The organism is Sphingomonas sp. PAMC 26617, from assembly GCF_000242835.1.
Lineage (GTDB): Bacteria > Pseudomonadota > Alphaproteobacteria > Sphingomonadales > Sphingomonadaceae > Sphingomonas.
Window position 1 is genome coordinate 1,547,114 of record NZ_JH594425.1, and the last position, 18,012, is coordinate 1,565,125.

The 18,012-nt window shown below is 68.0% G+C and carries 17 protein-coding genes; 12 read left to right on the top strand and 5 right to left on the bottom strand.

Features of this window, described 5'->3' with window-relative positions; genetic code table 11:
- Positions 1-4: 4 nt before the first annotated feature.
- Together RH91_RS06735 and RH91_RS06740 are read left to right on the top strand one after the other, a co-directional pair.
- Positions 5-1,735: an acyl-CoA dehydrogenase gene (locus RH91_RS06735; RefSeq protein ID WP_010161862.1), complete on the top strand. Its 1,731-nt coding sequence runs from the start codon at positions 5-7 to the stop codon at positions 1,733-1,735.
- Positions 1,732-2,568, top strand: a complete 837-nt coding sequence (locus RH91_RS06740; RefSeq protein ID WP_010161863.1) for an arylamine N-acetyltransferase family protein — start codon at positions 1,732-1,734, stop codon at positions 2,566-2,568. Before RH91_RS06735 ends, RH91_RS06740 begins: the two co-directional genes overlap by 4 nt.
- A 156-nt stretch (positions 2,569-2,724) precedes the next feature.
- On the opposite strand, the gene RH91_RS06745 is transcribed toward RH91_RS06740, so the two are convergent.
- Together RH91_RS06745 and RH91_RS06750 are read right to left on the bottom strand one after the other, a co-directional pair.
- Positions 2,725-3,081, bottom strand: coding sequence for a GntR family transcriptional regulator (locus RH91_RS06745; RefSeq protein ID WP_010161864.1), 357 nt, complete (start codon positions 3,079-3,081; stop codon positions 2,725-2,727).
- A 39-nt stretch (positions 3,082-3,120) separates the two neighbouring features.
- Positions 3,121-3,699 carry a nitroreductase family protein gene (locus RH91_RS06750; RefSeq protein WP_010161865.1) on the bottom strand — a complete coding sequence of 193 codons (579 nt, stop codon included), beginning with the start codon at positions 3,697-3,699 and terminating at the stop codon, positions 3,121-3,123.
- A 117-nt stretch (positions 3,700-3,816) separates the two neighbouring features.
- Here RH91_RS06750 and RH91_RS06755 point away from each other — a divergent pair, with 117 nt between their 5' ends.
- Both RH91_RS06755 and RH91_RS06760 read left to right on the top strand, forming a co-directional pair.
- Positions 3,817-5,610, top strand: coding sequence for a peptide MFS transporter (locus RH91_RS06755; protein WP_010161866.1), 1,794 nt, complete (start codon positions 3,817-3,819; stop codon positions 5,608-5,610).
- Positions 5,611-5,623: 13 nt separating this feature from the next.
- A complete protein-coding gene (locus RH91_RS06760) occupies positions 5,624-6,319 on the top strand; it encodes an NnrU family protein (protein WP_010161867.1) in 696 nt (231 codons plus the stop codon).
- A gap of 162 nt (positions 6,320-6,481) precedes the next feature.
- Here RH91_RS06760 and RH91_RS06765 read toward each other — a convergent pair whose 3' ends face one another.
- A complete protein-coding gene (locus tag RH91_RS06765; RefSeq protein ID WP_010161868.1) occupies positions 6,482-7,753 on the bottom strand; it encodes a dicarboxylate/amino acid:cation symporter in 1,272 nt (423 codons plus the stop codon).
- A gap of 78 nt (positions 7,754-7,831) precedes the next feature.
- Between RH91_RS06765 and glmM the strand changes: the two genes are divergently transcribed.
- From glmM to folP, 7 genes are all read left to right on the top strand, one after another.
- Positions 7,832-9,172 (top strand): phosphoglucosamine mutase, encoded by a 1,341-nt coding sequence (gene glmM, locus RH91_RS06770; protein ID WP_010161869.1) that lies wholly within the window; start codon positions 7,832-7,834, stop codon positions 9,170-9,172.
- A gap of 74 nt (positions 9,173-9,246) precedes the next feature.
- Entirely contained in the window at positions 9,247-9,699 is a 453-nt protein-coding gene (locus tag RH91_RS06775; RefSeq protein ID WP_010161870.1) for a nuclear transport factor 2 family protein, read from the top strand.
- 123 nt (positions 9,700-9,822) lie between these two features.
- Positions 9,823-10,053: a DUF1272 domain-containing protein gene (locus tag RH91_RS06780; RefSeq protein WP_010161871.1), complete on the top strand. Its 231-nt coding sequence runs from the start codon at positions 9,823-9,825 to the stop codon at positions 10,051-10,053.
- Positions 10,050-10,835, top strand: a complete 786-nt coding sequence (gene thiD, locus RH91_RS06785) for a bifunctional hydroxymethylpyrimidine kinase/phosphomethylpyrimidine kinase (RefSeq protein WP_010161872.1) — start codon at positions 10,050-10,052, stop codon at positions 10,833-10,835. Before RH91_RS06780 ends, thiD begins: the two co-directional genes overlap by 4 nt.
- On the top strand, positions 10,835-11,443 hold the full coding sequence (locus RH91_RS06790; protein ID WP_010161873.1) for a ribonuclease HII: 609 nt from the start codon (positions 10,835-10,837) through the stop codon (positions 11,441-11,443). The genes thiD and RH91_RS06790 overlap by 1 nt, the downstream gene beginning before the upstream one ends.
- A 182-nt stretch (positions 11,444-11,625) precedes the next feature.
- Positions 11,626-12,756 (top strand): site-specific DNA-methyltransferase, encoded by a 1,131-nt coding sequence (locus RH91_RS06795; protein ID WP_026046836.1) that lies wholly within the window; start codon positions 11,626-11,628, stop codon positions 12,754-12,756.
- A 46-nt stretch (positions 12,757-12,802) separates the two neighbouring features.
- A complete protein-coding gene (gene folP, locus RH91_RS06800) occupies positions 12,803-13,867 on the top strand; it encodes a dihydropteroate synthase (protein WP_010161876.1) in 1,065 nt (354 codons plus the stop codon).
- 155 nt (positions 13,868-14,022) lie between these two features.
- On the opposite strand, the gene RH91_RS06805 is transcribed toward folP, so the two are convergent.
- Positions 14,023-15,480, bottom strand: a complete 1,458-nt coding sequence (locus RH91_RS06805) for an aminotransferase class I/II-fold pyridoxal phosphate-dependent enzyme (protein WP_010161877.1) — start codon at positions 15,478-15,480, stop codon at positions 14,023-14,025.
- 193 nt (positions 15,481-15,673) lie between these two features.
- On the opposite strand from RH91_RS06805, the gene RH91_RS06810 reads away from it, so the two are divergent.
- A complete protein-coding gene (locus RH91_RS06810; RefSeq protein ID WP_010161878.1) occupies positions 15,674-16,558 on the top strand; it encodes a bestrophin family protein in 885 nt (294 codons plus the stop codon).
- A 22-nt stretch (positions 16,559-16,580) separates the two neighbouring features.
- Here RH91_RS06810 and RH91_RS06815 read toward each other — a convergent pair whose 3' ends face one another.
- On the bottom strand, positions 16,581-18,005 hold the full coding sequence (locus RH91_RS06815) for a sigma-54-dependent transcriptional regulator (protein WP_010161879.1): 1,425 nt from the start codon (positions 18,003-18,005) through the stop codon (positions 16,581-16,583).
- Between the last annotated feature and the right edge of the window lie 7 nt (positions 18,006-18,012).

The following is an 18,012-nucleotide window of genomic DNA, read 5'->3' on the forward strand; positions in this document are numbered from 1 at the left end:
GAGGATGCCGCCCGTGTTCACTCCAGCCACCGCCGACCAGCGTTTCGTGCTCGACCATATCGTCGGGATTGCCGATCTCGCCGCGACCGAACGGTTCGCCGCCGCCAGCGACGACGTCGTCGATGCGGTGCTCGAAGGCGTCGGGCAACTCGCGGTCGGCGAATGGGCGCCATTGCTGCGCACCGGCGACACGGTCGGCGCGAAATGGACTCCGGAAGGCGTCGTCATGCCCGACGGCTTCATCAAGGCGTATCACGATTACGTCGAAGGCGGCTGGGGCACGATCGGCGTGCCCGAGGAATTCGGCGGGCAGGGGCTCCCCTTCGCGATCCAGACCGCGGTGCTCGATACGCTGGGGGCGGCGAACATGGGCTTCGCGCTCGCGCCGACGCTGACGGTCGGCGCGATCGAGGCGCTCGCGCATCACGGCAGCCCTGAGCAGCAGGCGCTGTACCTCCCGCACCTCGCGACCGGCGAGTGGACCGGCACGATGAACCTGACCGAACCGCAGGCCGGCTCCGACGTGGGGGCCTTGCGCACTACGGCGACCCCGCGTGGCGACGGCACGTTCCTGATCAAGGGCACCAAGATCTACATCTCGTTCGGCGATCACGACTTGGCGCCCAACATCGTCCACCTCGTCCTCGCGCGCACCCCCGGCGCACCCGCCGGGACCAAGGGAATTTCGCTGTTCCTGGTCCCCAAATACCGCCTCGACACGGACGGAAACCCTGGCGAATTCAACGACGTCCGCGTCGTCTCGATCGAGCACAAGATGGGCCTCCACGCCTCCCCGACCTGCGTTCTCAGCTTCGGCGACCAGGACGATTGCGTCGGCGAGCTGATCGGTGCGGAATTCGGTGGTATCCGCGCGATGTTCACGATGATGAATAACGCGCGCCTCAACGTCGGGCTCCAGGGCGTCCAGGTCGCCGAGGCAGCGACGCAGGCGGCGGTCGGCTATGCGCTCGACCGCGTCCAGTCCGCGCGTGCCGGTTCGGGCAACGCCGCGCCCGTCCGCATCGTCGAGCATCCCGATGTCCGCCGCATGCTGCTCCGCATGAAGGCGCAGACCCAGGCGGCGCGTGCGTTGGTCTATTACGCCGCGTCGCAGGTCGATCGCGCGACGCTTGGCGAAGTGGGCGGGCAGGAGCGGCTCGATATCCTGACTCCGCTCGCCAAGGCGCATGGCACCGATCTCGGCAATGAGGTCGCGAGCCTCGGCATCCAGATCCACGGCGGCATGGGCTATGTCGAGGAAACCGGCGCGGCGCAGTTCTTCCGCGATGCGCGCATCACGCCGATCTACGAGGGCACCAACGGGATCCAGGCCGCCGATCTGGTCGGGCGCAAGCTCTCGATGGACAATGGCGGCGTCTTCGCCCGCCTGATCGCCGACATGCGCGCCGAAGCGCAGGACAGCGGGCTGGTCGCGCTGATCGACGCGTGCGACGAAGTCGGGCGGCGGCTCGCGACGCTCGACGCGGACGACAAGCTCGCCGCGAGCTACCCGTTCCTGACGATGCTGTCGGTCGCGGTGTGTGGCTGGCTGATGGAGCGGCAGGGCCGGATCGCGGCGGACGCCGAGGGCGACCGTGATTTCCTGAGCATGAAGGTCGCCGCCGCGCGCTTCTACGTCGCGCAGATCGTCCCCGAGGCGATGGGGCTGAAAGCCGCCGCGATGGCGGATGCAAGCGTGCTCTATTCGATCGCGCCAGAGGCGTTTGCCGCATGAGCGACGCCGCGTTCGACCTCGACGCCTATTTCGCGCGTGTTCACCTCCCCGCGCGGCCTTCGGTCGATCATCTCGGGCTGGGCGTCCTGCAACGCGCGCACCGGCTCGCGATCCCGTTCGAGAATCTCGACGTGCTGCTCGGCCGCGGGATCGCGATCGACAGTGCGAGCGTGTTCGCCAAGCTCGTCACCGCGGGGCGGGGCGGCTATTGCTTCGAGCATAACCGGCTGTTCCTCGATGCGCTGCGCGCGCTCGGGTTCGACGCGCGACCGCTGCTTGCGCGCGTCTGGATCGCCGCGAGTGACGTGCCGCCGCTGACGCACACGTTCAGCCTGGTGACGCTCGGCGAGGAGCAGTGGATCGCCGATACGGGCTTCGGTGGCAGCTATACCCCGCCGATGCCGCTGATCGACGGCGCACAGGCGACCGCGCCCGATGGCGCGCTGTTCCGGCTCGACCGGGCGGGCGAGCATGGCTGGATGCTGCTGCGCGACGGCGATCTGGCGACGACCGACGGGCGCGGGACGGGTACGGGGTTCCAGCCGCAGTACAGCTTCGACACGCGTCCGGTATTCGAGGCCGATCTCGCGCTCAGCAACCACTGGACGTCGACCGCACCGGCCAGCCGGTTCCTGCACACCAGGATCGTCAGCATCGTTCTGCCCAACGGCTTCGCCTCCTTGACCGATTCGGCGTACAAGCGGCGCGCGGGCAACGACGAGACGAGCGCGGTGATCATCGATCCGCGCGTGTACCGGTTGCGGCTGAGCATGATGTTCGGGATCACGTTGCCGGTGGAAGAGGTTGCAGCGCTGGGGGTGGTTGCGGGGTAGGTAGAGGGGGACCCCCTTCCTCCCTTACTTCTTCCCCGGCGAAGGTCGGGGCCCAGGAGCGATGGCGGATGTAACTGCGCGCAGTCGCCAGCAATCGGTCGTTCCTCGACTGGGCCCCGGCCTTCGCCGGGGAAGCGTCTTGTATAAGACGGGCCTTTACGCCTTCTCGCGCTCCAGCAGATCCGCGACATCCAGCCCGAGCAAGTCGATATGCGCCGCGATGCGCGGCCAGCTCGTCTCCAGGAAATGCGACCGTTCGGCAGCGCGCAGTTTCTCCGCGGCGCCCGGCAGGACGAACATCCCGACCCCGCGCCGGACCTCGACATAGCCGTCGTCCTGGAAACTCTGATACGCCTTGGCCACGGTAAGCGGATTTGCGCCATGTTCGGCGGCGAGCGCGCGGACCGACGGCAGCTGGTCGCCCGCCCGAAACTCCCCGCGCAGGATCGCGGCGGAGATCGTCCCGCGCAGCTTGATGTAAACGGGCGAGTCTTCGCTGTTCAGGGCTGTCATGCTGCTTTAATACACCACTGGTGCGAAATGTCCAGTCTCTCAACCGCCCCAATTTGTAACAATGTTTTGCCGATCGGGACGTGGACGCTCGTCTAATTGCCGAGACGGCGTCCCGAGGAACATGAACCCGGCGATCCGTTCGGGATCCGCGCCGAACGCATCGCGCACCGCGGTCGAATAGCTCGGCCAGCCGGTGAGCCACCCGCCGGCATAGCCAAGCGCATGCGTCGCGTGGAGCAGGTTCATGCACGCGGCACCTGCCGACAATTCCTGTTCCCACAAAGGAATATGGCTTTCGGTCTTGGGCGACGACAGCACGACGACCAGAGTGGGCGCCTGTTCCGCGAATTGCACCAGCGCCGCGATCTCGGTCGCGCCGGCCTGCGGGCGTTCCGCCCGATAGGCGGTGGTGATGACCTCGGCCAGCGCGGCGCGCCGTTCGGGCGCGACCACGACGAAGCGCCACGGTGCCAGTTTCCCATGATCGGGCGTGCGTGCCGCGATCGTCAGGATCGTCTCGAGCTCGGCGGCGTCGGGGCCCGGCGCGACCAGGTCGCGTGGCTTGCCCGAGCGGCGCGTGGCGAGGAGCGAGAGCGGGGTTGTGCGGTCATTGAACATGGATTGCCCTTTAGCGGGACACGGCGGATATTTACACACCCGCGATTGGCGTTAGTCTCGCCCGCAACCAACCGCGCCGCATCCGTCGGCGCCCCGACCGTTTTCAGGAGTTTGTACATGGTGGACACCCCGACCGCGGATACTCCGCGCGAGCCGGATATCACGCATGTCAATCCGGCGGCGGGCGAAACGTGGTTCGGCCACCCGCGCCAGCTCGCGCGGCTGTTCACCACCGAGATGTGGGAGCGCTTTGGCTATTACGGCATGCGTGCGTTGCTCACGCTGTATCTCACCAAGCATTTCGTGTTCGGCGATCGCGCCGCAACGGGGCTCTACGGCGGGTTCACCGCGCTGGTGTATCTGACCCCGCTGGTCGGCGGGTATCTCGCCGACCAGTATCTCGGCTCCAAGCGCTCGGTGAAGTTCGGCGCGATCATGATGGCGGTCGGCTATTTCACGCTCTGCTTCGGCGGGCAGACCGCGGTGCCGTTCGCGACGATCGACGGGCAGCGCTACACGGTCACGGTCGAATCAAAGGCCGGGACCGAGCAGCGCTTCATCACCGACCAGGGCAAGCGCCTGCAGGTGAAGGGCAATGACGACGGCACCGTCTCGCTGCTCAGCGCCGACGGCAGCACCGCGCGGACGATCGCCAAGGACGGCTTCAAGTCGGATGCCGAGCGCAGCCCGCTGTTCGTCACGATCATGCTGATCGCGCTCAGCCTCGTCTCGGTCGGCAACGGCTTCTTCAAGCCGAATATCTCGACGATGGTCGGCGAACTCTACGCGCAGGGCGACCGACGCCGCGATTCCGGCTTCACCATCTTCTACATGGGAATCAACCTCGGGTCTTTGGGCTCGCAGATCCTGTGCCCGATCCTCGCCGAGACGGTCGGCTGGTGGGCGGGCTTCGGCCTTGCCGCAATCGGCATGCTAATCTCGTTCACGCTGATCCAGTTCGATGGCGGCAAGCTCAATGGGTATGGCGAGCCCCCGGTCCGCAGCGGGCCGGACCGCACGATCCCGATCTTCATCGGCGCACTGATCGCGGTGCCGGTGCTGTACTTCCTGTTCGTCAATCTGATGAACTCGGTGCCGCCGGTGCCGGGGTCGGGCTTCGTCGGCTATCTCGCGTCGCTCTCGCTGATGGGCAAGCTGCTGTTCGGTACGTTCCTCATCGCGATCCCGGGCATCCTGATCTGGTCGTTCGTGATCGGCGACAAGCGCGAGTTCCAGATGATGCTCGCGGCGATGGTGCTGATCGTCTTCAACGTCGTGTTCTGGACGCTGTTCGAGCAGGCGGGCTCGTCGCTGACGCTGTTCGCGGATCGCAACACCGACCTGCGCCTGTTCGGCAATTTCGCGATCTCCGCGCCGCAGACGCAGTTCTTCAACGCCTTCTTCATCGTGACGCTCGCGCCGATCATGAGCATCCTGTGGACCGGTCTCGCCAAGCGCGGGCTCGAGCCGTCGATCCCGGTCAAGTTCGGGATCGCGCTGATCGGCGTCGGGGCGGGCTTCCTGTTCCTCGTCCTGGGTGCTGGCTTTGCCGGGCCGGGCTTCCAGGTCGGCATCTGGTGGCTCGCGGGGCTGTACCTGATCCACTCGCTGGCTGAGCTGTGCATTTCGCCGGTCGGGCTGTCGATGATCACCAAGCTGTCGATCGCGCGGATCGTCGGGCTGATGATGGGCGTGTGGTTCCTCTCGATCTCCTGCGCGCAATATGTCGCTGGGATCGTCGCGCAGTTCGCCAGCGTCGACACGGTCGGCGGGCAGGTCACCAACCTCAAGGTCAGCCTCGATACCTATACCGGCACGTTCACGACGATTGCGCAGGTCGCGATCGCGCTTGGCGTGCTATTGCTGGTCCTGTCCTGGCCGCTCAAGAAGTGGATGCACGGGGTCAAATAACCGGGGGTACGGGATGGACGGCACGCAATTGGTTCTCGCGAGCGCGGCGGCGTTCGTCGGTTCGCACTTCCTGCTGTCGCATCCGCTCCGCGCGCCGATCGTGCGCGCGGTCGGTGCGAACGGGTTCCTCGGAATCTATTCGCTCGTCGCCTTCGCGACGCTCGGCTGGCTCGCGCACAGCTACCAGACCGCGCCCGCTACCGCGCCGTGGTGGGCGGTGGGCGAGGGGATCTGGGGTCCGGTCACGCTCGTCATGCTGGTCGCGAGCATCCTGCTGATGGGGTCGCTCCTCGGGAATCCCGCGCTCCCCGGCAAACCCGCCACCGCGGCGCCAGCCACGGCGCGCGGGGTATTCGCCATCACGCGCCATCCGATGATGTGGGCGTTCGCCTTGTGGGGGCTGTGCCATATCGCGGTTTATCCGATCGCGGCGAACATCATCGTCGCGGTCGCGATCATCGTCCTCGCGCTGGTCGGTGCGGCGCTGCAGGACCGCAAGAAGGAATCGCTCCAGCCCGAGCTGTGGCGCGACTGGGAGCGCAAGACGAGCTACTGGCCGTTCGTCGCGATCGCGCAGCGGCGCGCGAAGTTCGGCGGGTTTCGCCCGCATGACATCGCAGGCGGCGTGGTGATCTGGCTGGTCGCGACCTGGGCGCATCTGCCGCTGGCGGGGATCGCGGCGGGGGTGTGGCACTGGGTGTATCGGTAGTCTCGAGTTCAGGGTGCATGAACCCCTCCCGTTCGCCCTGAGCGTAGTCGAAGGGCGGCTTGCAGAGCTGACCGAGGTTTGCGGTGCAAGGGGGCTTCGACTTCGCTCAGCCCGAACGGTGGTATTGGGTCAGGCCGAGTCAGAACACATCCGGTTGCCCGCTCAACCCGCCCCCTCGTGCAACAGCGCATCCGCGCTGTCCGTCGCCACCGGCGCACTCCGCGCGCCGACCGTCAGCGTCACCGCGAGATCCATCACGACATTCCCCATCGTGCGGAAGATGTCCGGGATCGTCTCGACCGCTACCAGCAACCCGAGCGGCGCGATCGGCACGCCCAGCGTCACCGCGATCGGCGAAATCGCGCCGATGAAGCTGATCTGCCCGGGCAGGCTGACCGAGCCGAGCGAGGTCAGCACCGCCACCGCCGTCCCGGCGCACAGCGTCGCGAAGCTCATCGGCACGCCGAACCAGTTGGCGACATAGATCGCGACCGCGAGGTTCATCGCCGGCCCGGTCGCGCGCAGCATCGCCACCGCAATTGGCAGGACGACGCCCGAGGTCGCGACGGGGACGCCCATCTCCTCCGAACTGCGCAGCATCGCGGGCAGGCTGGCGAGCGACGACTGTGTGCTCATCGCCACCGCCAGAACGGGCGCGGCCCCGCGCACGAACCGCAGCAGCGCAACGCGCCCGCCGAGAACGGCGAGCGGGAAGGCGAACAGCGAGACGATAACCCCGACGCTCGACACCGTCACGATGTAGTGGAGCAGCGCGCCGACCGCGGCGGTCCCGGTCTTGGCGGCGACCGTCACCGCGAGCGCGAACACGCCGATCGGCGCGATCCAGATGATCCAGCCGATCACCACCAGCATCGTGTCGCGGATCGCGGCGAAGAAGCTGGTCAGCAGCGCGCGTTGCTCGGGCGCGATCCGCGCGAGCGCGAAGGCGAAGACGAGCGCGAACAGGATCAGCGACAGGAACCCGCCGTTCGCCGCCGCCGCGACGACGTTGCTCGGCACCATGCCCGCAAGGAATTCCCCGAGCGGGGGCACCGCCCCGGCGGGTGCTGCCCCCGCGAGCGCGGCGCGTAGCGCCGTACCCGAAGCGGTCGGCATCGGTGCGATCTGCAGGAACACGGGGGTGAGGATCGCCGCCATCACCGCGCTGAACACCATGACGCACAGGATCAGCGCGATCGCGCGCGCCGCCACCGCGCCGCTCCGCGCCGCCTCTGCGGTCGCGGCGATCCCGGTGACGAGCAGCGAGAAGACCAGCGGCAGCACCGTCATCTGTAACGCATTGAGCCACGCGGTCCCGATCGGCCCGGCCACCGCGACCGTCACCGGCACCGCCCCGGGCGCCCAGCCCGCCAGCATGGCGCCGACGGCAAGCCCGAGGACGAGCGACAACAGGATACGGCTGGATTGCGACATGCAGGCCCTTTTGCAGATGCGCGGCCCGTTTTGGCCGCTTATGAGTGCAACGCACATAACCGAACGGATGCGCGCGTAATGGCAAGAAAATATTTCGGTACCGACGGGATTCGCGGCCTCACCAACACCGCGCCGATGACGGCTGCGATGGCGATGCAGGTCGGCATGGCGGCGGGCGCGCACTTCCGGCGCGGCGACCACCGCCACCGCGTGGTGATCGGCAAGGATACCCGCCTGTCGGGCTATATGCTGGAATCCGCGATGGTTGCGGGCTTCACCAGCGTGGGCATGGACGTCGTGCTGCTCGGCCCGATGCCGACGCCCGCGGTCGCAATGCTGACGCAATCGATGCGCGCGGATCTGGGCGTGATGATCTCGGCCAGCCACAATCCGTATTTCGACAATGGTATCAAATTGTTCGGTCCGGACGGCTACAAGCTGTCCGACGATGACGAGGCCGCGATCGAGGCGTTGATCGACGGGGACATCGCGCTCAGCCCCGCGACCGAAATCGGGCGCGCGCGGCGAGTCGACGATGCGCAGGGCCGCTACATCCATTTCGCCAAGTCGACCTTCCCCGAGAACCTGCGGCTCGACGGGATGAAGATCGTGGTCGATTGCGCGAATGGTGCTGCCTACCGCGTCGCGCCGACTGCCTTGTGGGAACTCGGTGCGGACGTCGTGTCGATCGGGGTCACCCCCAACGGCAAGAACATCAACGACGGCGTCGGATCGACCGCGCCCAAGGCGCTGTGCGAGACGGTGGTCGAGACCGGCGCGCAGCTCGGCATCGCGCTGGATGGCGATGCGGACCGGCTGATCGTGGTCGACGAAAAGGGCCATGTCGTCGATGGCGACCAGCTGATGGCGACGATCGCGAGCGGCTGGGCGCGCGCGGGGCGGCTGAAAGGTGGCGGACTGGTCGCGACGGTCATGTCCAACCTCGGCCTCGAGCGGCATCTCGCGACACAGGGAATCGGGCTGATCCGCACCAAGGTCGGCGACCGCCACGTGCTGGAAGCGATGCGCGCGCAGGGGTATAACGTCGGTGGAGAGCAGTCGGGGCACATCATCCTGTCCGATTATGCGACGACCGGGGACGGGCTGGTCGCAGCACTCCAGATCCTCGCGGAGCTGGCGCGCTCGGGGGTTCCGGCGAGCGAATTGCTCCACCGCTTCGAACCGCTGCCGCAATTGCTCAAGAACGTCCGGTTCGCGGGCGGCAAGCCGCTCGAAGCGGAGTCGGTCCAGGCGGTGATCGCCGATGCGGAAGCCGAGCTGAAGGGCAAGGGCCGGCTCGTCATCCGCCCCTCGGGGACCGAACCCGTCATCCGCGTGATGGCCGAGGGCGACGATGCGGCGCAGGTCGAGGCTGTGGTCGATCGAATTTGCGATGCGGTGCGCGCGGCGGCGGGGTAAACGCGGGCAGGCATTTCTGCTATATCCCCCCGTGCCCGGACTCGTCCGTGAGTCCCGGCGCGGCGGGGGCGAGCATGAGCATAGTCGAACGCGAACTGGCGAACCCACAGGTTGAGGCGGCGGCTGTCGGTCATCCCGATATCGCGGCGGTACTCGGTGCGTCCGACGCGGCCGACCAGACGCTCGTAAGCGGCGACAAGGCGGCATTTCTCGCGGTGCTGGCGCCGGACTGCACGGTCAACACGCCCGGCAACCGGGTCGCCGGCCACGCCCAGATCGCGGCGTTCTTCGACCAGGGGCTGATCCACTATCGGCGGTATCACAAGCGGATCGAGCATCTCGCGCGGTACGGCGACGCCCACGTCGTGATGATGGGCGAGGAAACCTATGTCCCGCACGACGGCACCGCGACTCCGCCGACAGTGTCGCGGCGCTTCACCGACCTGTGGCGTCGCGACGGCGACCGCTGGGTGATCGCGCTCCGCCAGGCGACGATCTACAAGATTGCGTCCACGGACAATCCCTGACCGTCACCCCGGCGCAGGCCGGGGCCGTCACGTTGCAAAGGCGAAACCGCCGTCGCGCGACCAACCGAACGGCCCCGGCCTGCGCCGGGGTGACGGAGGAGGAAACCAGCGTTAAACCGCGCCATGCTTGAAATGCGCCCTGACTGCGAACGCTGCGGTACCGATCTCCCCGCCGACGAGGCGGGAGCGTTCATCTGTTCGTTTGAATGCACGTTTTGCGCGCCTTGTGCCGAGGCGCTCGACGACCGTTGCCCCAATTGCGGCGGCGAACTGATGGACCGCCCCGCACGCGTCGACGAGGCGCTCGCGCGGCATCCGGCCTCGACCGTGCGGTGGTTCAAGCCGCGCGCATGACGCCGCGGATCCTGATCATCGCTGGCTCGGACTCGGGCGGCGGCGCGGGGATCCAGGCGGATATCAAGACCGTCACGATGCTCGGCGGCCACGCGATGACCGCGATCACCGCGATCACCGCGCAGAACACGCTCGGCGTGCAGGCGGTGCTGCCCGTGCCGACCGAAATGGTGCTCGCGCAGATCGACTCGTGCCTGTCCGACATCGGTGTGGATGCAGTGAAGATCGGGATGATCGGTTCGGCCGAGACCGCGCACGCCGTCGCCGACCGGCTCGAGCCGCTCGATGTGCCGATCGTGTTCGATCCCGTGATGATCGCGACCAGCGGTGCGACGCTTGCCGACCCGGCGACGATCGCGGCGTTTGCGCGGCTGATGCGGATCGCGTCGGTGACGACCCCCAACCTGCCCGAACTCGCGGCGCTCGGCGGCGAGGAAGCGATGCGCGCGCATGGCTGCCATCTCCTGGTCAAGGGCGGGCATGGCGCTGGCCGAATCGTCATCGACCGGCTGATCGCCCCCGGCGGCGCGGAGGTGCGCCGGCTCGAGGGTAAGCGGATCGAGACCGATTCGACGCACGGCACCGGCTGCACGCTTGCCAGCGCGCTCGCGACCGGGCTCGCGGCGGGGATGCCGGTCGGGGCTGCGTTCGATCAGGCAGTGCGCTTCGTGCGGCTTTCGCTGCTGTCCGCGCCCGGGCTCGGGCAGGGGCACGGGCCGATGGGTCAGGGGCTGATCGGCGCGGGTGTGACCGCGTTCGCCGCGCTGCTGGGGGAAGACTGATGGCGGCCACGCGCCCCTCGCTGAAGCACGAAAAGCTCTGCCTCGCGCCCGTCGCCGGGGTGGACGAAGCCGGTCGCGGTCCGCTCGCGGGGCCGGTCGTCGCCGCCGCGGTGATCCTGCCGGCCAAGGGCATCCCCCGCGGGATCAACGATTCGAAGAAGCTCTCCGCCGCCGAGCGGTTACGCCTCCATGACCGGCTCCGCGATTGCGCGACGGTCGGGATCGGGATCGTCGAGGCGGACGAGATCGACGTGCTCAACATCTACTGGGCGACGATGAAGGCGATGACGCTCGCGGTCGAGGCGCTGGGTGTCGCGCCCGGGCATGTGCTGGTCGACGGCAACCGCCTGCCGCGCTGGACGCACGCCGCCACGCCGCTGGTTTCAGGCGATGCGATCAGCACGTCGATCGCCGCTGCCTCGATCATTGCCAAGCACACCCGCGACACGATCATGCTCGCGCATGCCGAATCGCATCCGCACTACGGCTGGGCCTCGAACAAGGGCTATGGCTGCGCCGCGCATCTGGCGGCTTTGCGCGAACATGGGCCGACCCCGCTCCACCGGAGAAGTTTTCGGCCGGTCGCCGATGCGTATCTTCTGCTCTGAGTCTTTTGCGTCACACACCATCGCTTGAGTCCGCCGATCGATGCGGACTCAACATCTAGAGAGCTTCCGGAAATGTTCCGCATGGCTAACGAATCGACGGCGAATCCGGTTAACGCATCGCCCCTTGACGAGAGTCCCCAGATTCGCAGGGATGCGCGCGACAGCGAACAGGGGCGGCAATGATGGGCGTTTTGGAAAAGATCAAAGCGGGGGGCAAGACGACTCTCCCGCCGATGGCGGAGCTTCCCCTCGACCAGATCCTGCGCTCGGATTGCATCGCCGCGATGCGGGCGTTGCCGGCCAAGTCGGTCGACATGATCTTCGCGGATCCGCCCTACAACCTCCAGCTCGGCGGCGACCTCGCGCGGCCCGACGGCAGCCATGTCGATGCGGTGACCGACGCGTGGGACAAGTTCGACAGCCTCGACGCCTATGACGCGTTTACCCGCGCGTGGCTGGCGGAGGCCAAGCGGATCCTCAAGGACAATGGCGCGATCTGGGTGATCGGCAGCTATCACAACATCTTCAAGGTCGGCGCCGCGATCCAGGATCTGGGCTACTGGATCCTCAACGACATCGTGTGGCGCAAGTCGAACCCGATGCCCAATTTCAAGGGCACGCGCTTCACCAACGCGCACGAGACGCTGATCTGGGCGTCGATGGGCGAGAAGGCGCGCTACACGTTCAACTATCGCAGCATGAAGACGCTCAACGACGAGCTTCAGATGCGCAGCGACTGGGAATTCCCGGTCTGCGGCGGGCAGGAGCGGCTGAAGAAGGACGGGATCAAGGTCCATCCGACGCAGAAGCCCGAGGCGCTGCTGTACCGCATCCTGCTCGCGTGCACCAAGCCGGGCGACGTGGTGCTCGACCCGTTCTTCGGGACGGGGACGACGGGTGCGGTCGCCAAGCGGCTCGGGCGACGCTGGATCGGGATCGAGCGCGAGCCTGACTATATCGCTGCCGCCGAGGAGCGGATCGCAGCGGCACTGCCGCTCGATGAAAGCCTGCTCAAGACGATGCAGAGCCCCAAGGCCGCGCCCAAGGTTGCGTTCGGCGTGCTGGTCGAGAACGGGTTCCTCACCCCCGGCCGGTTCGTGGTCGACGCCAAGCGCAAGCACCGCGCGCTGGTCCGCGCCGACGGCAGCCTCGAGAGCCAGTGCGGCGCGACCGGGTCGATCCACAAGCTCGGCGCGACGCTGCAGAACGCGCCGTCGTGCAATGGCTGGACCTACTGGCATTTCGAGACGGGCGAGGGGCTCAAGCCGATCGATTCGCTGCGGCAGGAATATCTGCTCGCGACGCAGCCGTAAGGCGCGACGGAGCACCGCCATCGGCTTTGCGAGGTTGAACGATTTCATGGTTGATCCCCTCCACCTCCGGCCGGTCCAGTTCGTCGACACGCCCGTCGGTCGCGACGGCGAAGTCGCGCGGCTGGCGGGGGGGATGCTGTGGTTCGCCGCCTATGAGGTGATCGAGGCGGGGGAGCGTCGCACGGTGCCCGTCACCGCGCTCGACAGGCTGATGCAGGACGATCGCGCCGCGCGGCTCCACGCGCGCATTACCGCGCCGCGCCCCGCGCTGACGCTCGGCGCGCGCACGCTGCGGTTCGACCAGCCCTCGGTCGCAGCGATCCTCAACGTGACGCCCGACAGCTTCTCGGATGGCGGGACGCATGCCGACGACCCCGCCACCGCCGCCTCGGCGGGGGTCGCGATGGCGGCGGCGGGCGCTGCGCTGATCGACGTCGGCGGGGAATCGACGCGCCCCGGCGCACCGGTCGTCTGGGAAGGCGACGAGCTCGCGCGCGTCGTCCCCGTCGTCGAGCGGCTCGCGCGGAGCGGGACGCTGGTCTCGGTCGACACGCGCAAGGCAGGCGTCATGGAGGCCGCCCTCGCGGCGGGCGCGGCAATCATCAACGATGTCGCCGCGTTGCTGTGGGATGACCGCGCGCTCGACGTGGTCGCGCGGGCGGGGTGCCCGGTGGTGCTGATGCATTCGCCCGATCCGGCGGCGGGCGGGCATGGCGGTTCGGGTTATGGCAACGTGCTGACCGACGTGTTCGACTGGCTCGAGACGCGAATCGACGCGGTCGTCGCGGGCGGTGTTGCGCGCTACCGGATCATCGTCGATCCCGGCATCGGCTTCGGCAAGAGCCTGTCGGACAATCTTGCGCTGCTCAACGGGCTGACGCTCTTCCACGGGCTCGGCTGCCCGATTCTGCTGGGTGCGAGCCGCAAGCGGATGATCGGCGCGCTGTCGAACGAGGCCCCCGCCGATGCGCGGCTCGGCGGGTCGCTCGCGCTCGCGCTCAAGGGGATCGAGGCGGGGGTGCAATTGCTGCGCGTCCATGACGTGGCGGAGACGGTGCAGGCGGTGCGTGTCTGGCGCGGGTTGCGCGATCAGGCGCTGGTGGGGCGCTGAAGCGGTCCCTGCACGAGACCCTGTTTGCTTCCCCGGCGAAGGCCGGGGCCCAGGAGAGGAACGGAAGAAAGCGGAGGCCTGCGCTTAAGACCCTTGGCCATCTCGACTGGGCCCCGGCCTTCGCCGGGGAAGTGCTTAGGGACGGAGCGCGCGCCCTAGCGCACCACCCGGATCGTGCGCTCGCTCGGGTCGATCGGATCGAGGAAGAACGCGCCCGCGTCGCGGTTCGCGATCAGCCACGCGACGTGCGCCGCCTCGATCCGCTGCCCGGGAACGAGCCGCGGCACGCCCGGCGGGGCTGGCGCGATCACCTCGGCGGCGATCCGGCCTGCCGCGTCCGCGATCGGGACGTGATCGACATCGCCGAAGAACGCTTCCTCGGGGTCCGCCGCTATCGTCACCGACAGCGTCGAAAGCCCCGGAAACGCGCCGGCGGGGGGCAGGTCGGCAGTGCCGGCGGCGACCTGCTTCGCCAGATCCTTGAGCCCGCCGACCAGCGCGCGAATATCCGCCGCGGTCGTCCCGATCGACACCACCGCGAGCACATGCCGCGCATCCGACAGCCCGACGCTGACGCGGTGATGCTTCACCAGCCAGTCGTCCACCGCATACCCCGTCACGCCGAGCGCGGAGAGGTCGATCAGCACCTTGGTCGTATCGAGCTGCGTCGCCGCGGGGAGGTGTTCCTCGCCGAACACGCGCAGCCCCGGAATCCGCGCCAGACGACGGCGAAGCTTGGCCGCGCGGTCGAGCACCCCGCGCCAGATCCGCTCGCCGTCCAGTGCATGGTCGCGCCGGGTCGCATCGAGGCTGGCGAGGATCGGGACCGACGGGCTGGTCGTCTCGAACAGTTCGAACGCCATCCACAGCCGTTGCTGGTCGACCAGCGTCCCCTTGGCGAGCAGCGCCGACCCTTGCGCGAGCGACCCCATCGTCTTGTGGAGGCTGTACACCGCGATATCCGCGCCCTTGGTGAGCGCATCGTCGGGCAGCCGCTCGCAAAAGGCGAACGCCCCGCCCCAGGCGGCGTCGCAGATCAGCGGGATGCCTTGGTCGTGACAGATGGTGGAGAGCGCGCTGATGTCACTCGTCACGCCGTAATAGGTCGGGCTGACCACGACGAACGCCTTGGCGTCCGGATGCGCGGCCAGCGCCGCCGACAGCGCGGCGGGGGTGACGCCGTGGTCGATATCCCACGCGTCGTCGATCAGCACCGGCACGAGCACCGCATCGAGCCCGGTCGCGAGCGCATGCGAGCGTTCGGCCTTGTGGACGTTGGTGGCGAACAGCACGGTGTCACCGGGGCCTGCGACCGCCGCGAGCGCGGTATGGAGGCTTTGCGTCGACCCGCCGGTGACAAATCGGCAGAAGTCCGCCTGCCACGCTTCCGCGGCGAGCTCGTGCGCGCGCTGGACGACGTGCCCGCCCTCGGTCCGGTCGTCGAGGCCCTTGGGGGTCAGCAGGTCGGCGGCAAAGATCCGTTTGCCGAGCAGGCGGCGCAGGTCGGCGGGAATCGCGGCACCCTGGTTGTGGCCGGGCGCGCCGAAGCCATGGATCGGTCGCCGCTCCACTTGCGCCAAGGCTTCGACGATGGGCGCGTGTTTCTGATCCATATCGGATCAAGCCTCCTGCGGCCTCGTCCGTTCCCGGTGGAGAAAAATAACATAATTGTCATTCGCGCGACACGCGGGCTGGGGTAACGGACGTTGCCCGCGCGATCGGCGGGCGTCGTGCCGGAGGTCTCGCCTCTGGACCGAACCGCGCGCATCCGTATCGCGCACCCTGTAGAGTATCCGGAGGAAGTTCATGATCATCGATGCAGTGCCGCGCTACCGGCAGATCGCCGCCGAGGTATGGCGGCCCCTGCTGGTGCTGTTCGTCTGGGACGTGATCGTCACGGTCACTTATTACGTCCTGCCGTTCAAGGCGCCCTCGCTGCCGCTGACGCTGTTCGGCTCCGCGCTTGCGCTGTTTCTCGGGTTCCGCAGCACCTCGGCGTACGAACGCTGGTGGGAAGGACGCGGCCTGTGGGGGTTGATGATCAACGCCTCGCGCAGCCTGTCGCGCGCGGCGCGAAGCTTCCTCCCCGACGAGGAAGCGCGCGATCTCCAGCGCGCGATCATTCTGCGGCAGATCACCTACGTCAACGTCCTGCGCTGCCAGTTGCGCAAGCAGGATCCGCGCGCGGAAGCCTTGCGCTATCTGTCCCCCGACGAGGCCGCGCCATCGCTGGAGCGGCTCAACGTGGCGAACGGTATTCTCGACGGGACCGGGCGGCGCGTCGACCAGGCACGGCAGGCAGGGTGGATCGACACCATCCAGCAGGCGTCGATCGAGCGCGTGCTGATCGATATCGCCAACGCGCAGGGCGGGATGGAGCGGTTGAAGAACACCCCGCTCCCCAACCAGTACCGGTTCTTCCCCGAGTTCTTCGCGCGGCTGTTCTGCATCCTGCTCCCGATCGGGCTCGTCGAGACGCTGGGGTTCGCGACGCCGATCGGGTCGACCGTCGCGGGGCTGATGTTCCTCGCGGTACTCAAGATCGGCGACGATCTGGTCGATCCGTTCGCCAACACCGTCCACGACGTGCCGCTGACCGCGATGTGCCGTACGGTCGAGATCGACCTGTTGCAGGCGCTCGGCGAAGAGGCCCCCGAGCCGGTCAAGCCCGAGAAGGGAATCCTCTGGTAAGATTTCGCCGCGCGACCGGGCGTCAGGCGGCCGCGTTGTCGATCCCGAGTTCGCCGAGCTTGCGGTACAACGTCGAGCGCCCGATCCCGAGCCGGCGGGCGACCTCGGTCATCCGTCCGCGATAATGGCCGATCGCGAGGCGGATGACATCCGCCTCGATCTCCTCGAGCGCGCGCAGATTGCCATCGGCGTGGAACAACGTGACCCCGCCCGAGGTGGCCATCGGCACCGGCGTCACGGTCGTCTGGCGTTTGCCGCCGAGCGCCGCGATTTGCGGGAAATCCGCCTGGGTCAGCGCCGCGCCGTCGCATAGCACGGCCGCGCGGAACAACGCGTTCTGCAACTGGCGGACGTTCCCCGGCCAGTCGTAGCGCCCGAGCAGCGCGAGCGCGTCGTCGGTGATGCCGAGCTGGCGCAGGCCCGGCTGCTGTGCGATCCGGGCCATCAGGTGACGCGCGAGCGCGGGGATATCGCCGGTGCGTTCGCGCAAGGGCGGGATCGTCACCTGGACGACGTTGAGCCGGTAATAGAGATCCTCCCGGAAGCGCCCCGCCTCGACTTCCTCGCTCAGCCGCTTGTTGGTCGCGGCGATGACGCGGACGTCGACCTCGCGCATGTGGCGCGCGCCGAGCGGCTGGATCTCGCCCGATTGCAGCACGCGGAGCAGCTTGACCTGCGCTTCCAGCGGCATCTCGCCGATCTCGTCGAGGAACAGCGTGCCGCCGTCCGCCTCCTGGAAGCGCCCGGTCTTGCGCTCGAACGCGCCGGTGAACGCGCCCTTTTCGTGCCCGAACAATTCGCTCTCGACGAGGTTCGCCGGGATCGCGCCGCAATTGACCGCGATCATCGGCTTCTTGCCGCGCGGCGACGCCGCGTGAATCGCTTCCGCGACCACTTCCTTGCCGACTCCGCTTTCGCCCTCGAGCAGCACCGGCACGCGCGCGCGCGCGGCCTTGGCGGCGATCGCGAGCGCGGCGCGGAAATCGGGCGCGGAGCCGACGATCTCGTCGAACGCTAGGAGGGCGGGGATCTTCTCGGTCAGCGGACGCAGTTCGCCCGCGGTCTTCTGCGCGACCGCGGCGTCCAGCGCGGCGAGCAGGCGTTCGGGCGCGAGCGGCTTGACCAGGAAATCGGTCGCGCCCGTGCGCATCGCGGCGACGGCCTGCGCGACCGATCCGTTCGCGGTCAGCAGCAGGAGCGGCAACGCGGGGCGGCGGGTGCGGATCTCCGCGATCAGCGCGGTCGAATCCGCCTCGGGCGACCATTGATCGAGCAGGATCGCGTCGAGCTGCATCCCGTCCTGCGAGCCGAGCATCGCGATTGCCATCTCACCATCGTTGGCGAAGATCGCGCGCCAGCCACGCCGCGCGGCGATCGCTGCGATCAGCCGGCGCTGCGCGGGTTCGTCGTCGATCAGCATTAGCAGGCGTTGCCCGTTACGCGTCATGCTCTTC

Excerpts from the sequence above, each read along its gene's own strand:
- RH91_RS06735 (WP_010161862.1), top strand. The coding sequence starts at position 5 with ATGCCGCCCGTGTTCACTCCAGCCACCGCCGACCAGCGTTTCGTGCTC.
- glmM (WP_010161869.1), top strand. The coding sequence starts at position 7,832 with ATGGCAAGAAAATATTTCGGTACCGACGGGATTCGCGGCCTCACCAAC.
- RH91_RS06755 (WP_010161866.1), top strand. The coding sequence starts at position 3,817 with ATGGTGGACACCCCGACCGCGGATACTCCGCGCGAGCCGGATATCACG.
- RH91_RS06810 (WP_010161878.1), top strand. The coding sequence starts at position 15,674 with ATGATCATCGATGCAGTGCCGCGCTACCGGCAGATCGCCGCCGAGGTA.
- RH91_RS06750 (WP_010161865.1), bottom strand. The coding sequence starts at position 3,699 with ATGTTCAATGACCGCACAACCCCGCTCTCGCTCCTCGCCACGCGCCGC.
- RH91_RS06780 (WP_010161871.1), top strand. The coding sequence starts at position 9,823 with ATGCTTGAAATGCGCCCTGACTGCGAACGCTGCGGTACCGATCTCCCC.
- RH91_RS06745 (WP_010161864.1), bottom strand. The coding sequence starts at position 3,081 with ATGACAGCCCTGAACAGCGAAGACTCGCCCGTTTACATCAAGCTGCGC.
- RH91_RS06795 (WP_026046836.1), top strand. The coding sequence starts at position 11,626 with ATGGGCGTTTTGGAAAAGATCAAAGCGGGGGGCAAGACGACTCTCCCG.
- folP (WP_010161876.1), top strand. The coding sequence starts at position 12,803 with ATGGTTGATCCCCTCCACCTCCGGCCGGTCCAGTTCGTCGACACGCCC.
- thiD (WP_010161872.1), top strand. The coding sequence starts at position 10,050 with ATGACGCCGCGGATCCTGATCATCGCTGGCTCGGACTCGGGCGGCGGC.
- RH91_RS06740 (WP_010161863.1), top strand. The coding sequence starts at position 1,732 with ATGAGCGACGCCGCGTTCGACCTCGACGCCTATTTCGCGCGTGTTCAC.
- RH91_RS06790 (WP_010161873.1), top strand. The coding sequence starts at position 10,835 with ATGGCGGCCACGCGCCCCTCGCTGAAGCACGAAAAGCTCTGCCTCGCG.
- RH91_RS06805 (WP_010161877.1), bottom strand. The coding sequence starts at position 15,480 with ATGGATCAGAAACACGCGCCCATCGTCGAAGCCTTGGCGCAAGTGGAG.
- RH91_RS06760 (WP_010161867.1), top strand. The coding sequence starts at position 5,624 with ATGGACGGCACGCAATTGGTTCTCGCGAGCGCGGCGGCGTTCGTCGGT.
- RH91_RS06775 (WP_010161870.1), top strand. The coding sequence starts at position 9,247 with ATGAGCATAGTCGAACGCGAACTGGCGAACCCACAGGTTGAGGCGGCG.
- RH91_RS06815 (WP_010161879.1), bottom strand. The coding sequence starts at position 18,005 with ATGACGCGTAACGGGCAACGCCTGCTAATGCTGATCGACGACGAACCC.
- RH91_RS06765 (WP_010161868.1), bottom strand. The coding sequence starts at position 7,753 with ATGTCGCAATCCAGCCGTATCCTGTTGTCGCTCGTCCTCGGGCTTGCC.